This window comes from Chitinophaga sp. RCC_12, from assembly GCF_041360695.1.
Taxonomy (GTDB): Bacteria; Bacteroidota; Bacteroidia; order Chitinophagales; family Chitinophagaceae; genus Chitinophaga.
The window spans coordinates 167,032-179,036 of sequence record NZ_JBFUPS010000007.1 but is presented as its reverse complement, the minus strand read 5'-3'; the positions used below and the strand labels follow the sequence as shown (position 1 = coordinate 179,036).

At 45.9% G+C, this 12,005-nt stretch carries 13 protein-coding genes; 1 reads left to right on the top strand and 12 read right to left on the bottom strand.

The genetic code is table 11. From position 1 onward, the window contains the following. Nucleotides 1-132: 132 nt before the first annotated feature. From ftsY to AB6805_RS20865, 12 genes are all read right to left on the bottom strand, one after another. Nucleotides 133-1,095 (bottom strand): signal recognition particle-docking protein FtsY, encoded by a 963-nt coding sequence (gene ftsY, locus AB6805_RS20920; protein ID WP_370911382.1) that lies wholly within the window; start codon nt 1,093-1,095, stop codon nt 133-135. A gap of 363 nt (nt 1,096-1,458) precedes the next feature. Beyond that, entirely contained in the window at nt 1,459-1,632 is a 174-nt protein-coding gene (locus AB6805_RS20915; protein WP_079468085.1) for a DUF4295 family protein, read from the bottom strand. A gap of 74 nt (nt 1,633-1,706) precedes the next feature. Beyond that, entirely contained in the window at nt 1,707-1,889 is a 183-nt protein-coding gene (gene rpmG / locus AB6805_RS20910) for a 50S ribosomal protein L33 (protein ID WP_370911381.1), read from the bottom strand. Nucleotides 1,890-1,919: 30 nt separating this feature from the next. Further along, nucleotides 1,920-2,156 carry a 50S ribosomal protein L28 gene (gene rpmB / locus AB6805_RS20905; RefSeq protein ID WP_079468087.1) on the bottom strand — a complete coding sequence of 79 codons (237 nt, stop codon included), beginning with the start codon at nt 2,154-2,156 and terminating at the stop codon, nt 1,920-1,922. A gap of 192 nt (nt 2,157-2,348) precedes the next feature. Next, nucleotides 2,349-2,936, bottom strand: a complete 588-nt coding sequence (locus AB6805_RS20900; protein WP_370911380.1) for a carboxymuconolactone decarboxylase family protein — start codon at nt 2,934-2,936, stop codon at nt 2,349-2,351. Nucleotides 2,937-3,047: 111 nt separating this feature from the next. Further along, on the bottom strand, nt 3,048-3,602 hold the full coding sequence (locus AB6805_RS20895) for a peroxiredoxin (protein ID WP_089896021.1): 555 nt from the start codon (nt 3,600-3,602) through the stop codon (nt 3,048-3,050). A 1,010-nt stretch (nt 3,603-4,612) separates the two neighbouring features. Then, nucleotides 4,613-5,341, bottom strand: a complete 729-nt coding sequence (gene bshB1 / locus AB6805_RS20890) for a bacillithiol biosynthesis deacetylase BshB1 (protein ID WP_370911379.1) — start codon at nt 5,339-5,341, stop codon at nt 4,613-4,615. A gap of 35 nt (nt 5,342-5,376) precedes the next feature. Next, complete coding sequence (locus AB6805_RS20885) at nt 5,377-5,871, bottom strand: hypothetical protein (protein WP_370911378.1); 495 nt, start codon at nt 5,869-5,871, stop codon at nt 5,377-5,379. 46 nt (nt 5,872-5,917) lie between these two features. Then, nucleotides 5,918-6,541 carry a DUF4294 domain-containing protein gene (locus AB6805_RS20880; protein ID WP_370911377.1) on the bottom strand — a complete coding sequence of 208 codons (624 nt, stop codon included), beginning with the start codon at nt 6,539-6,541 and terminating at the stop codon, nt 5,918-5,920. Nucleotides 6,542-6,621: 80 nt separating this feature from the next. Further along, complete coding sequence (locus tag AB6805_RS20875; protein ID WP_370911376.1) at nt 6,622-7,623, bottom strand: alpha/beta hydrolase; 1,002 nt, start codon at nt 7,621-7,623, stop codon at nt 6,622-6,624. 133 nt (nt 7,624-7,756) lie between these two features. After that, nucleotides 7,757-10,240, bottom strand: coding sequence for a cytochrome c biogenesis protein CcsA (ccsA, locus tag AB6805_RS20870; RefSeq protein ID WP_370911375.1), 2,484 nt, complete (start codon nt 10,238-10,240; stop codon nt 7,757-7,759). Between the two features lie 72 nt (nt 10,241-10,312). Further along, on the bottom strand, nt 10,313-10,711 hold the full coding sequence (locus AB6805_RS20865; RefSeq protein WP_370911374.1) for a cytochrome c maturation protein CcmE: 399 nt from the start codon (nt 10,709-10,711) through the stop codon (nt 10,313-10,315). Between the two features lie 239 nt (nt 10,712-10,950). Here AB6805_RS20865 and AB6805_RS20860 point away from each other — a divergent pair, with 239 nt between their 5' ends. Next, nucleotides 10,951-11,994: an agmatinase family protein gene (locus AB6805_RS20860; RefSeq protein ID WP_370911373.1), complete on the top strand. Its 1,044-nt coding sequence runs from the start codon at nt 10,951-10,953 to the stop codon at nt 11,992-11,994. The last annotated feature ends 11 nt before the right edge of the window (nt 11,995-12,005 follow it).

Genomic DNA, 12,005 nt, shown 5'->3' with positions numbered 1-12,005 from the left:
ACAAACGAAGCGCTTTAATGTTAATCAAATAACGAGCCGGGCTCCTGTTGGGAGCCCGATTGTTTCACCTAAAGTAAAATATTAAATAAGATTTGTGTCAGTTGTTAATTAACACTCACAATAAACAGAAAATCAGTCATTTACACTAAACAGTGAATCTACGAAAGACTCTTTATTAAACACCTGTAAATCTTCCATTTTCTCACCGATACCGATGTATTTTACCGGTATTTTGAACTGGTTGGCAATGGCCAGTACCACACCACCCTTCGCAGTACCATCCAGTTTGGTAATAGCCAGGGCTGTTACCTCTGTGGTAGCTGTAAACTGTTTAGCCTGCTCCAGTGCATTCTGCCCGGTAGAACCATCCAATACCAGCAACACTTCATGCGGCGCGTCTGGGATCACTTTTTTCATCACCCGTTTAATTTTGCCCAGTTCGTCCATCAGGTGGAGTTTGTTGTGCAAACGGCCGGCGGTATCTATAATAATTACATCCACATCTTTGGCGGCGCCGCTCTGTACTGTATCAAAAGCCACCGCACCCGGGTCAGATCCCATTTGCTGCTTTACAATAGGCACTCCAACTCTCTCACTCCAGATAGTCAGCTGATCCACTGCCGCTGCACGGAAAGTATCCGCTGCGCCCAGCATCACCGACTTACCCGCCTTCTTGAAATTATAGGCCAGCTTACCAATGGTGGTGGTTTTGCCCACTCCATTTACGCCTACTACCATGATCACATAAGGCTTCTTACCGGCCGGTATATCGAAATCGCGGAAACCACTATCAGGGGCATCTACCAGCAATGCTGCAATCTCTTCCTGCAACATTCTGTTCAACTCACTGGTTCCCAGATATTTATCTTTAGCCACCCGCTGCTCGATCCGGTCAATGATCTTTACAGTCGTGTCTACGCCAACGTCCGCAGAAATAAGGGCGTCTTCCAGGTTATCCAATACTTCGGTGTCTACACTGGACTTCCCTGCAATGGCGCGTCCTATTTTACTCAGGAAGCTCTCTTTGGTTTTTTGTAAACCCTGATCCAGATTTTCCTTCTTCTCCCTGGAAAATAGTTTATTGAAAAAGCTCATAGTTTAGATTAATTGGGTCCGGTACATCCCGGTTTTTTGGGTGCTAAAATACGCGAAAATTCGCGGATTTTGTCTTTCTCGCTGATTACGCGGATTTTGTCTTTCTCAGGATTACACTGATTATACTGATTTAGGGGATTTGATCACTTTGGATTTTAAAAGATTTTGGAAGATATAAGCGGGTATATCCGTATACCCGCTTATATCTTCCAAAATCTCTTTAAATCCAAAAAAATCCAAAAGTAAAAATCAAGGTAATCTGTATAATCAGCGTAATCCTGAGAAAGACAAACTCCGCACCCGCATAACGCAAAAAGCTGTCCCTTAACAGGACAGCCTTTCAGTATTATTAGTAAAGCCGAATTACTTTTGGGTCATGTACTCCTGGATCTTATCCTTGTGCACGATTGCTTCCTTAAAAGTATAAGCACCGGTTTTAGGAGAGCGGATGGCTCTGATAACCTTAGTCCATACCTTTGATTCAGCTGCTGCTTTAGTATCTTTTACTTTCGCGTTCTTTGAAGCTACTTTTGCCATGGTATTCTATTGTTTTTATGGTCCAATGGCTAATTGGCAGTATGCTAATACAGCCATTCACCATCAACAATTACTTATTTAATTTCTTTGTGTACAGTCACTTTCCTTAAAATAGGATTGTACTTTTTCAACTCCAGACGCTCAGGAGTATTTTTCTTATTCTTGTTAGAGATGTAACGGGAAGTTCCGGGTTTGCCAGAAGCTTTGTGCTCTGTGCACTCCAGAATTACCTGTACTCTATTACCTTTTTTTGCCATTGTGTATTACAAATTAAGTGAGTCTTAGAATTAGATTGCCTGACCAGCTGCACGCAATTCCTTCACAACTGCATACAAACCTCTCTTGTTGATGGTTCTTAAACCGTCAGCAGAAACTTTCAATGATATCCATTTGTCCTCTTCTGCCAGGAAAAAACGTTTCTTTTGAAGGTTAGGAAGAAACCTTCTGTTCGTCTTAATGTTGGAGAAGGAAACATGGTGACCTGTAATCGGCTTCTTTCCTGTCACCTGACATACTCTTGCCATGATCTAAAAATTTAGGAATGCAAAAGTCCAATTTATTTATGGATTTTGCAAATATTATTAAATGAATTTATTCACATATGCTTAAAAGACACGCGTGAAAAGCGGCTTCTTAAAATGTGAACACAATGCAAAATATTGATAACCACTCGGTTATCAGGCAAATTTACATCTGTCTTTTGCCGGAAATATTTTTTACAACAGCACGATCAGGCTACGTAAAACTGCCCCTAATCTTACCGATTCCAGCACTCTTTGCTGATCGGTTCCATGTTTCAACAACGCTTCTTCGTGCGAAGTTACACACATTTCACAACCATTCAATGCAGACACCACCAGGCTCAGCAACTCAAAAAACTCTTTCCCCAAAACCGGGTTCGCCATAATGCTCATCCGGATACCCGCAGGAGTAGTCGTGTAAAATTCCTTGTTCACAAAATGCCTGAAACGGTAAAATACGTTATTGGCACTCATGAGGGAAGTACAACTGATCACCTCTGCAATCTCCTTATCGGTTGCGCCTTCCTGCACCGCCAGCTTCTCAAACGACGCCTGCAGATCCGTATGCTTCTCATTCACCGCCACGGCCAGCCCGATCATATACGCCTCTTTCTTCGACAAAGTAGCCGCCGCCAGGGAATTGGATACATTGATCTTCAGATCCTTCAGGTAACGCGCATCCACATTTACAAGCGACTGCAGCTTTCCTGAAACCGAATCCGCCGTTAAACCCACTGCTTCCAACAATTGAACAGCCGTATCCTGATTTGTAGTTGCAAACATAATATCTAATTTTTTTATTTAATAATTTTATCGCCGGAAGAAGTTGTCCCGCCACGCTTATCCCGGCAGGACAACCCTCTTTCTTAATAAAACCGTAAATGACTTGATTAATTAAGCTGTCAGTGTAGCTTCACCCTTAGTCCAGTTGCAAGGGCACAGCTCATCTGTTTGCAGCGCATCCAGTACACGCAGCACTTCTTTCACGCTACGGCCTACGGACAGGTCGTACAAAGAAACCCAGCGTACAATACCCTGAGGATCTACAATGTAGGTAGCACGGTAAGCCACTTTTTCATTGGCTTCCAGGATACCCAGCTCAGTAGCAAGGGATTTGGAAGTATCCGCCAGCATAGGGAATTGCAGGCCACGCAGATCTTCATGATCTCTTCTCCATGCAGCATGCACAAACTCACTGTCAGTAGATGCTCCGATTAACACCGCATCACGATCAGCAAAATCCTGCGCATGTTTGTTAAATTCAGCTATTTCAGTAGGACATACAAAAGTAAAGTCTTTAGGCCACCAGAACATCACCATCCATTTGCCGGAGTTCTTCAGTTCTTCAGAAGACAATTCATAAAATTCTTTACCTTTTTCAATTGATACTACAGCCGTTTTTTTGAATTCGGGAAACTCTGACCCTACGGATAAGATAACATTTTTCATAATTACTAATTCTCTTTTTGATTTACAGACTAATGATTTTATTCTTTGACGGCGCAAAGATCACATTACATTCATTATTAATCAAATAGATTTTAAAAATGTGGTATTGAGTTTCTCTATATATATGACTTTTTACTGCGGCAGGGCGGGTAACAACCAACATGGCAACTATAAGGAAAAAAAATGTTCCGGACTTAACATTTTTATGCTATTTCTGTAACATTTTGGCACGTTATTTAGTTATATAAGTGGACTTTTTTTAATCAATTTAGCATGGAAATGAAGAAAAAATACTTTTTACTGGTGGTTATCACGATTGGACTTGCTTTGATCCCGTTTATTAAAAACAGCATCATCAAACACGATGAATTCGACGCTACCCGAGATCTGTTCATTTAGTGTTTAGCGGGTCCCATTGACCGTTCCTGAAAACGCCCCAAAGCGGGGTCGGACCTTTATACGCCGGTAAATACTGATGCGACCGGCCTGCACTTCTGCCCCCTTAACTTTTCACAACCTTACTCAGCGGCTGAACTGCCGTCAATCATACTGTCACTTTATCATTAAAAAGAGATGGGCAAACCATAGCGGATATCCCCGCCGTTGTCTGCCCATCTCTTCCAAATGCATAAACAGCCCTATCAAATTACTCGCTAACCCAAACCAGGCAAAGGTTTCCAGATCAAGTCCACATCACCTCCAGGTCACCTCCACCTTTACTGCATGTCAAAGGCTACTCCTAAGCATGTCCCAGCCGGATGCAAGCCATTCTCTGGTGTAGTCCTCCGCGGATGTTGTCTTGGCTCAGGATTACGCTGATTTTACTGATTACCTGGATTTTTATTCTTTGGATTTTATAAAGGATTAAGGGAGATAGAAGCGGATATTCGCTCTTATCTCCCTCATTTATTATTAGATATTATTAAATCTTAAAATCCAAAAAAATCTAAAAGTAAAAATCCAGGTAATCAGTAAAATCAGCGTAATCCTGAGCCAAGACAAAATCCGCGTCACGTCGTTTCGCTAATCATATCCGCAAAATTCCGGATGCCGATCATCTTGGCAGACGTATACCCCTCGGCATACTCCACTCCCACCATCTTACCCAGCATTTTTGCGCGGTAAATAACGCTGTCGAAAAAGCCCGAACCCGAAATGTAGGTTTGCGGTTCATGATCTTTCGGCGCCAGGAACTGTGAACTGAAGCTTTTAATCGCATCCAGCTTCTGCTCCATTACGGCGCTGATATCTATTACAAAATCAGGCTCATGATAACGGTCCTGCAGGAAATGAAACACCTGCTTCGGACGCCATGCTTCCTGCGCCTGCCCGTCTGCCATGGTTTCTATCTTTCTTAACCCTGCCAGGAAACAACTGTCGGCAATCAGTTTGCCGGCCCTTCCGTGGTCAGGATGACGGTCGTCCATTGCATTGGCCAGCACGATGTCCGGGCGGTACTTACGGACCGCCGTAATGATCGCCATCTGCTCCATGGTATCGTTCCTGAAAAAGCCGTCGGCAAGCCCCAGGTTCTCCCTTATTTCCAGTCCCATGATCTTTGCAGCCGCCTGCGCTTCCTGTTCCCGCAGTTCCGGGGTACCACGGGTGCCCAGTTCCCCACGGGTGAGATCCACCACGCCGACCTTCATTCCCTGACGCGCATGCACCATCAGTGTGCCGGCACACCCCAGCTCCACATCGTCGGGGTGCACGGCTATAGCCAGTATATCTAGTTTCATATGCTGTAAATTGAGGTGCAAAGATGGGAAAATATTTAGTTATCTGAACTGGTGATAACGACCCCGGCTTTCTGGTCCATCACCTGGTACTTATCCTGTACCTCCTTTTCAGAAATAACCCGTACAGAACGGAAGGTTTTCGGGTCTAAGGTCATCAAACCGGTTTCATTGGTAGGCGTAACCGGTTTGCCGTTTATGATGAAGTAAAAGCTGCTGTCGTTGCCATATTTCCGCAACAAACTATCATATGCGGGGGATTCACTGCTCAATAAAGCATTCACCCTTTTACGGGCAAAGGGTTTGGTTTCTATGTATATCACGCCGTTCTCCGCCTGGCTCCCAAACTTCAGCACAGCTTTGGCGCCTTTGGCAACGGTGATCACGCCAATACGGTCGGGCGTTACCTGCCCCATAGCAGCCGGCGTCACTATCACGCTGTCCAGCACATACACGGGATCGTCACTGGCTACCTGTGCCATCGCTCCAACAGAAATAAATAATAAGCTGATAACTAAGATCCTTGCTTTCATAATAAGCCCTTTTTTATGACAGGCGAATATTACGAAGATAGCCCAATTAATTGTAGGCACGGAATTGCTGGTACATTTCCAGCTCCTGCACAATCACCTCGATGTCGCGGTCTTCCTGCTTGTCGTAATCGCTTTTCAGGTTGCCTCCAAAAAAGAAAGCAACGGTTTGCCAAACACGGGCATTAAAGCCGCCTTTGAGTTCCTTGATGATTTCAAAGCAATTCTGACCCGTTTCGCGGTCGATCAGTTTCATCAATACTTTTCCCTGGTAAACGGAGAGGTTTTCCAGTTTATCGCCAAACTGGGCCTTGAGTTCTTTCTCTTTAGAGGCCAGGAAGGCTTTACGTTCCCTTTTATTCATGGTAGCCATGCGGCTGTTCACATCTTTCAGCACTTTTGCCGCCGATCTGGCAAAAGGATAGGTTACATATACCGCGTTGCGCAAACGACTCCAGCGCTCACGTTCTTTGCGCAGCGCCTTCGGCATTTTAGCCACTACGTCAAATATTGCCAGCGTGATTACCGGAACGGTATCACGTCCCACTATCATGGCATGCAATGGTATCACATCAGCACCATGCGCCTCCTGGGCCATCGCATCCGTGTGACAGAGGGATATGACCAGTACCAGGAATAATGAAACGATGATCTGTTTAAAACGGATGCGCATAGTTAACTTAACGTTGCTTATGTACGGAATGTTACCACAAGTTATAAAAAGATTTGAAAATCCGGTTTAACTAAAAAGTGTTACTGTACCGGCCTCATATGTAACTTATTTACTACGAAATCATTGATGGCTTTTTCTACGGCGGGGATATCATGCCCGGTGAGCGCGCAGCCCATCACATGGCTGCCGGCGCCCGGAACGGGCACTGCCTCCTTCAGGGAATCGGGCGTTCCCAGCAGCTTTTCCATCTCCAGGATGGCGGCTACCCGCACCGTTTTATCCTGGTGCGTTTCATCTTTATAATAATATAAATTGATCACCGGCTGATGCACTTTTCTAAAGGTCTCCTCCACCATACTGGATTCCAGCAGGTTTTGCAACTGCACCACCGCTTCCAGGCGGTAATTGTTGTACCAGTATTTTGCTGTTTCCGGATCTTTATCATCGCTCCGCCTGAAATCGCCTTTGCTCACCGTTCTGGCCAGCTGCAATCCCCAGGGGTTATTGGCCAGGAAGGCCAGGTTGTCGTTGATCGCAACATTGGGCGACATATTGATCAGGGCATAAACATCATCCGGGTAGGCCGCTGCCAGCTTCAGCCCCAGCGTACCGCCCGTGGAGGTGGTCATCAGGATCACTTTATCGCCCAGCGCCTTGCCTATACTCAACGCTTCTTCTGCATCTTTCCACAAACCCGCCGCGGTCATATGCAGCAACGGATCGCTGGTGTCAATCCCGTGCCCGTCGAGCCGCGACAGGTACAAATTACACCCGTAACGTGCCGCAAAGTTACGATGCACCGGGTTCCCTTCTTCCTGGCTGGCGGAAAAGCCATGCAGGTATACCACTGAATAAGGCGTTTTATGACGTCCGGAATCCTGCCACACTATACGGGCTTCATTATCCGGTTTGAGCCGGTGCCCGGCTTCTTTATGCTGTATGTAGGCTTCCAGGGCAGGGCCGGCAGCTGGCACTGCGGGCAGTTTGTGTTCATAAACCGGTTCAGCCGGTTTGGGGCCAAGAAGATACACCACAGCTGCTGTGGCTATAACGATCAGGGATATACGCAACCACTTAGGCATCATAAGGATATTTATTCCAGCTAAATGTAGATAAGAATTCTGAAATGGCGCTGCCTGGCTGGTTATTTAACCAAGAAAAAATCCTTCAATAGCAACGCCATTGAAGGATTCTTTCTAAAAAAATATCCGGAGGTTATCTTCTTCTTACTTTCTGATAAATACTCATGGCGGTACCAATCACCGTAATAATGATTCCCAGCCATAACACGTTGATATAAGGGAATATCAGCGCTTTCATCACGATGTAATCGCTGAAGCCTGACGCTTCTTTTACCTTCAGCTCTATTTTATTCTCCGCCGGCATGATCTTCGAGAACCGTACATTCAGTCCCAGCGGCGCCAGGGTGTCTTCCACGCTGTACTGGTAGCTGCTGTCACGGATAAAATAGATCGGTTGCAGTTTAAAATGATCATCTGTTTGCGTATATACCTCCAGCTCTGCTCCTACAGCCAGGTCACCATTCTGCGGGATATAATTGCGGCTTTCCGGTTTGGTGTTTAATCCTTTCAGCACAATAAATCCTTTGGAGAAGAACACCGAATCACCCTGTTTCATTTCATGGGTAACATAAGGTGTGGTATCTTCTTTGGCGGCTTCTTCCCGGTTAGGTGCGGCAGATACATAGGTAAAAATGTCCTTCGTGAGGTAATGCCTGGAAGCCGGGTTGGACGACAGCGCATTTTCCTTTTTATTCACAAACGCATCCGGGTAAAGGGTGAAACGCTCCAGCGCCTTGCCGGTTTGTTTATCCTTTTTCTCATAATGCACTACATAATATGTTTTCGGATCTCCCTGCGCTACGGAATCGCCGGTATAGGTAACGTGATAGTCGCCCATTTCCACCGGCACATCCTTTGGCAGCATAATATTCTCCCGCGGATTCTGTTTGCTTTCCTTTGTAAAAATACCATCGCCCAGCATCTTCATGCGGTCCAGTGAAATCACTTCCATTTTGGCGGAGGAAATCAGCACGCCCAGCAACACCATCCCAAAACCGATATGCGCAACAGAAGCGCCTGCATTTTTGATTTTGCCTTTCAGACCGGAGAAAATATAAAAGAAGTTGCCCACAATCGCATAAATGCTGGCAAACAACATCAGGTAAATAGCAGTAAGGAAACCGGCGCCGTAAGTATCGTAGGTAATAGTGCCTTTCCAGGCCACCAGCCCGGTTAATAAGAGCGCTACGATAGTAGGTACCAGCAGTTTCTTCGTGATTTCGCCGCGGGGAGTATCCTTGTACCGCATAAACTGCACAATCGCCGTTAATACACCCAGTACAATCGCAATCCAGATCTGGATTTTGTTGTAGTGGAATATACTGTTAGACGGCGGCGCAATATCGTTCATGTTGAACGCAGACTTCAGCCCGGTGAGGCTCAGTAATTTATTCCATACCGGAATAGAAGTGGTGAAGGTGATCTGGATGGCTGCAATGAGCAGGATCAGGGAACCTACAAACAGCCAGAACTCACGTGAGTAGCTGTTCTCTTCTTTCTTCACGGAAGGAATTTCTTTTCTGCGTACAATCAGCAGGGCGATGGCCGGCACCGTAAACACCAGCATGGAAATCAGCAGCTGTGCGCTCATGCCCATATCGGTAAAGGAGTGTACGGAAGTATCGCCCAGTACGCCGCTCTTTGTTAAGAAAGAGGAGTACAGGATCAGCACGTAGGAAATAAAGAAAAAGAAGAAGGTAGATTTCAGCGAGTGCCCGGTGGCTTTATACGCCAGGAGTGTGTGCACGCCTGCCACCATGGTCAGCCACGGTACCAGCGATGCATTTTCTACCGGGTCCCATGCCCAGTAACCACCAAAGTTGAGCGATTCATAGGCCCAGGCAGCGCCCATCATAATACCGGTTCCCAGCATCATTATGGCAAATAAACCCCAGGGCTGTACCGGTTTTACCCAGCCGGTGTAATCTTTTGTCCATAACCCCGCAAATGCAAAAGCAAATGGAATGATCATGGAAGCAAAGCCCAGGAACAATACCGGCGGGTGAATCACCATCCAGTAGTTCTGCAACGTCACATTCAACCCGTTTCCGTCGTGGATATGCTGCATATAGTCAGCTGTCTGGAAGATGGGCGCCAGCTGGTTTTCAGGCGCTTCCCTCAACAGCATGAAAGGATTGCTGCCCACTTTATAGCCCAGGATGAAAATACCCAGCAACATGCTGGCCATGATCAGCTGTGCAAGAGAGAAAATCGTCATTACCGGCGCTTCCCAGTTTTTGGAAGTGCGGATCAGGAAAATCCCCAGGATGCTGTTCCAGATGCTCCACAGCAGGAAGCTGCCTTCCTGGTCGGACCAAAGGCTGGATAACAGGTATTGGATTGGCAGGTCGCGGGAAGTATTGCGCCATGCGTATTTATATTCGAAATAGTGATTATACAGGATGAAGTACAGGCAGCTGAATACGCCGATGACGGCGGCCGACTGGATAATGAAAGACCAGCGTGCCAGTCGTTTCCAGGAATCCCTGATCAGTGGTTCTTTTCCTTTAACTACATTATAATAAGCCACGGTGGCTACCATAGATGCTACAAATGCCAGTATGGCAAAGAAGTGGCCTAGTTGGCCCGGCAGTAAATGTTCCCCTACAAACTTCATAAAATTCCTCTGAGAGATGTGAATATTGTGGCATTGATCATCCGACGGTGACAATCATATACATATAGCTAATTATATCTGTTTATTGCTCACTGCAACCTGGTCGTCCTTATACTTGGAAGGACATTTCATCAGTATTTTGCTGCAGTGAAACTCAGTGCCTTCCATTTTACCGGTCAGTACAATGGATTCGGCCTTTTCAAAGTCGGTAGGTTTTGCGCCGTAGAAAACTACTTTATGGGATTCCCCCGTTTTATCGTGGACGTAGAAGCTGAACAGGTTGGCATCTTTAGTTGGATCGTAGTTCATCGCTTTTAAGGTATCGAGTTTACCAATAACATGGAACTCTTTCCCTTCTTTCTCGCGGGCTGTTGCGAAAGTTTCATAGGTGCTGAAATCACCCACCATAGTCACTATCACTCCAATTGCCACCGCAATTACCACCAACAGAATAATATTTGTTTTTTTCATATGAAAATTATCTTCCCTATTGATTAGACACAAGCTGCAAAAACCCTTTACCAGCGCGACTTCAACAACTCCTCTCCTTTTGCCGTACTTTATTTGTTTCCGATTAATCGGCAAAATTAAGTGAAAATGACCTTCTTCCGACAAATTTTATATAAAAGGTAATTCTTTTTAAGAGAAGGACGGCTGTAAGTAAACAGAATCCTATCTTTGCGCGGAATTTAGAAAAGTACGACTTTATCATGGCAGATTTATCTCAATTTGACCCTAACTCGGTTGGCCTGCTGTCCAACAACGTTTTTGGCTTACCTTTTTCCGAAGAAGAGGCCAGACTGGTATTATTACCTGTTCCCTGGGAAGTTACCGTTTCCTACAACAATGGCACGGCCCGCGGCCCGGAACGTATCTTCAGGGCTTCCTTCCAGGTAGACCTGTACGACGCAGATGTAAAAGACGGCTGGAAACAGGGTTTCTACATGCGGGAGCCCGATAAGCACCTCCTGCTCCGCAGCGATTACCTGCGCAAGGAAGCAGAACTGTACCTGAAATTCCTGACCGAAGGGGGAGATATTTCTGAAAATGAATTCCTGAAAAAAACACTGGTAGATGTAAGTAACGGTACCAGGGCCATGAACGAATGGGTATACATCCAAACCAAATCGCTCCTGGAAAAAGGCAAGCTGGTAGGTTTGGTTGGCGGCGACCACAGTACGCCACTCGGCTTCTTCAAAGCCATTGGTGAACACAAGGGCGAGTTTGGGATCCTCCAGATCGATGCACACTGCGACCTCCGCGATGCATATGAAGGATTCAAATACTCCCACGCCTCTATCATGTTTAATGCACTGGCAGAAGTGCCGCAGCTCTCTAAACTGGTACAGGTAGGGATCCGCGACTATTGCGAAGAAGAAGTGGATTACGTGAATAATAGTGAAGGCCGCGTAGTAACCTTCTTTGATAAACAGATCAAGGAAAGACAATTTGAGGGAGAATCCTGGAAAGCTATCTGCGACAGCATTGTAGACAACTTACCGCAGCAGGTATACATCAGTTTTGATATCGACGGACTGGATCCGAAATTATGCCCGCATACCGGTACCCCGGTGCCCGGCGGGTTTGAGGCGGAACAAATATATTATCTCTTCAAACGGGTGCTGGCCAGCGGCCGGAAACTGATCGGTTTTGATCTGAACGAAGTAAGCACCTCACACGACGAATGGGATGCCAACGTAGGCGCCCGTGTGTTGTTCAAACTTTGTAACCTGTTGATCAGTTCCAATTCTTAATCTCACATTCC

Coding starts and splice junctions, on each gene's coding strand:
- AB6805_RS20895 (WP_089896021.1), bottom strand. CDS start 3,602: ATGAAAAATGTTATCTTATCCGTAGGGTCAGAGTTTCCCGAATTCAAA.
- rpmG (WP_370911381.1), bottom strand. CDS start 1,889: ATGGCAAAAAAAGGTAATAGAGTACAGGTAATTCTGGAGTGCACAGAG.
- AB6805_RS20880 (WP_370911377.1), bottom strand. CDS start 6,541: ATGCGCATCCGTTTTAAACAGATCATCGTTTCATTATTCCTGGTACTG.
- ftsY (WP_370911382.1), bottom strand. CDS start 1,095: ATGAGCTTTTTCAATAAACTATTTTCCAGGGAGAAGAAGGAAAATCTG.
- AB6805_RS20860 (WP_370911373.1), top strand. CDS start 10,951: ATGGCAGATTTATCTCAATTTGACCCTAACTCGGTTGGCCTGCTGTCC.
- AB6805_RS20900 (WP_370911380.1), bottom strand. CDS start 2,936: ATGTTTGCAACTACAAATCAGGATACGGCTGTTCAATTGTTGGAAGCA.
- bshB1 (WP_370911379.1), bottom strand. CDS start 5,341: ATGAAACTAGATATACTGGCTATAGCCGTGCACCCCGACGATGTGGAG.
- AB6805_RS20915 (WP_079468085.1), bottom strand. CDS start 1,632: ATGGCAAAAGTAGCTTCAAAGAACGCGAAAGTAAAAGATACTAAAGCA.
- ccsA (WP_370911375.1), bottom strand. CDS start 10,240: ATGAAGTTTGTAGGGGAACATTTACTGCCGGGCCAACTAGGCCACTTC.
- AB6805_RS20885 (WP_370911378.1), bottom strand. CDS start 5,871: ATGAAAGCAAGGATCTTAGTTATCAGCTTATTATTTATTTCTGTTGGA.
- AB6805_RS20865 (WP_370911374.1), bottom strand. CDS start 10,711: ATGAAAAAAACAAATATTATTCTGTTGGTGGTAATTGCGGTGGCAATT.
- AB6805_RS20875 (WP_370911376.1), bottom strand. CDS start 7,623: ATGCCTAAGTGGTTGCGTATATCCCTGATCGTTATAGCCACAGCAGCT.
- rpmB (WP_079468087.1), bottom strand. CDS start 2,156: ATGGCAAGAGTATGTCAGGTGACAGGAAAGAAGCCGATTACAGGTCAC.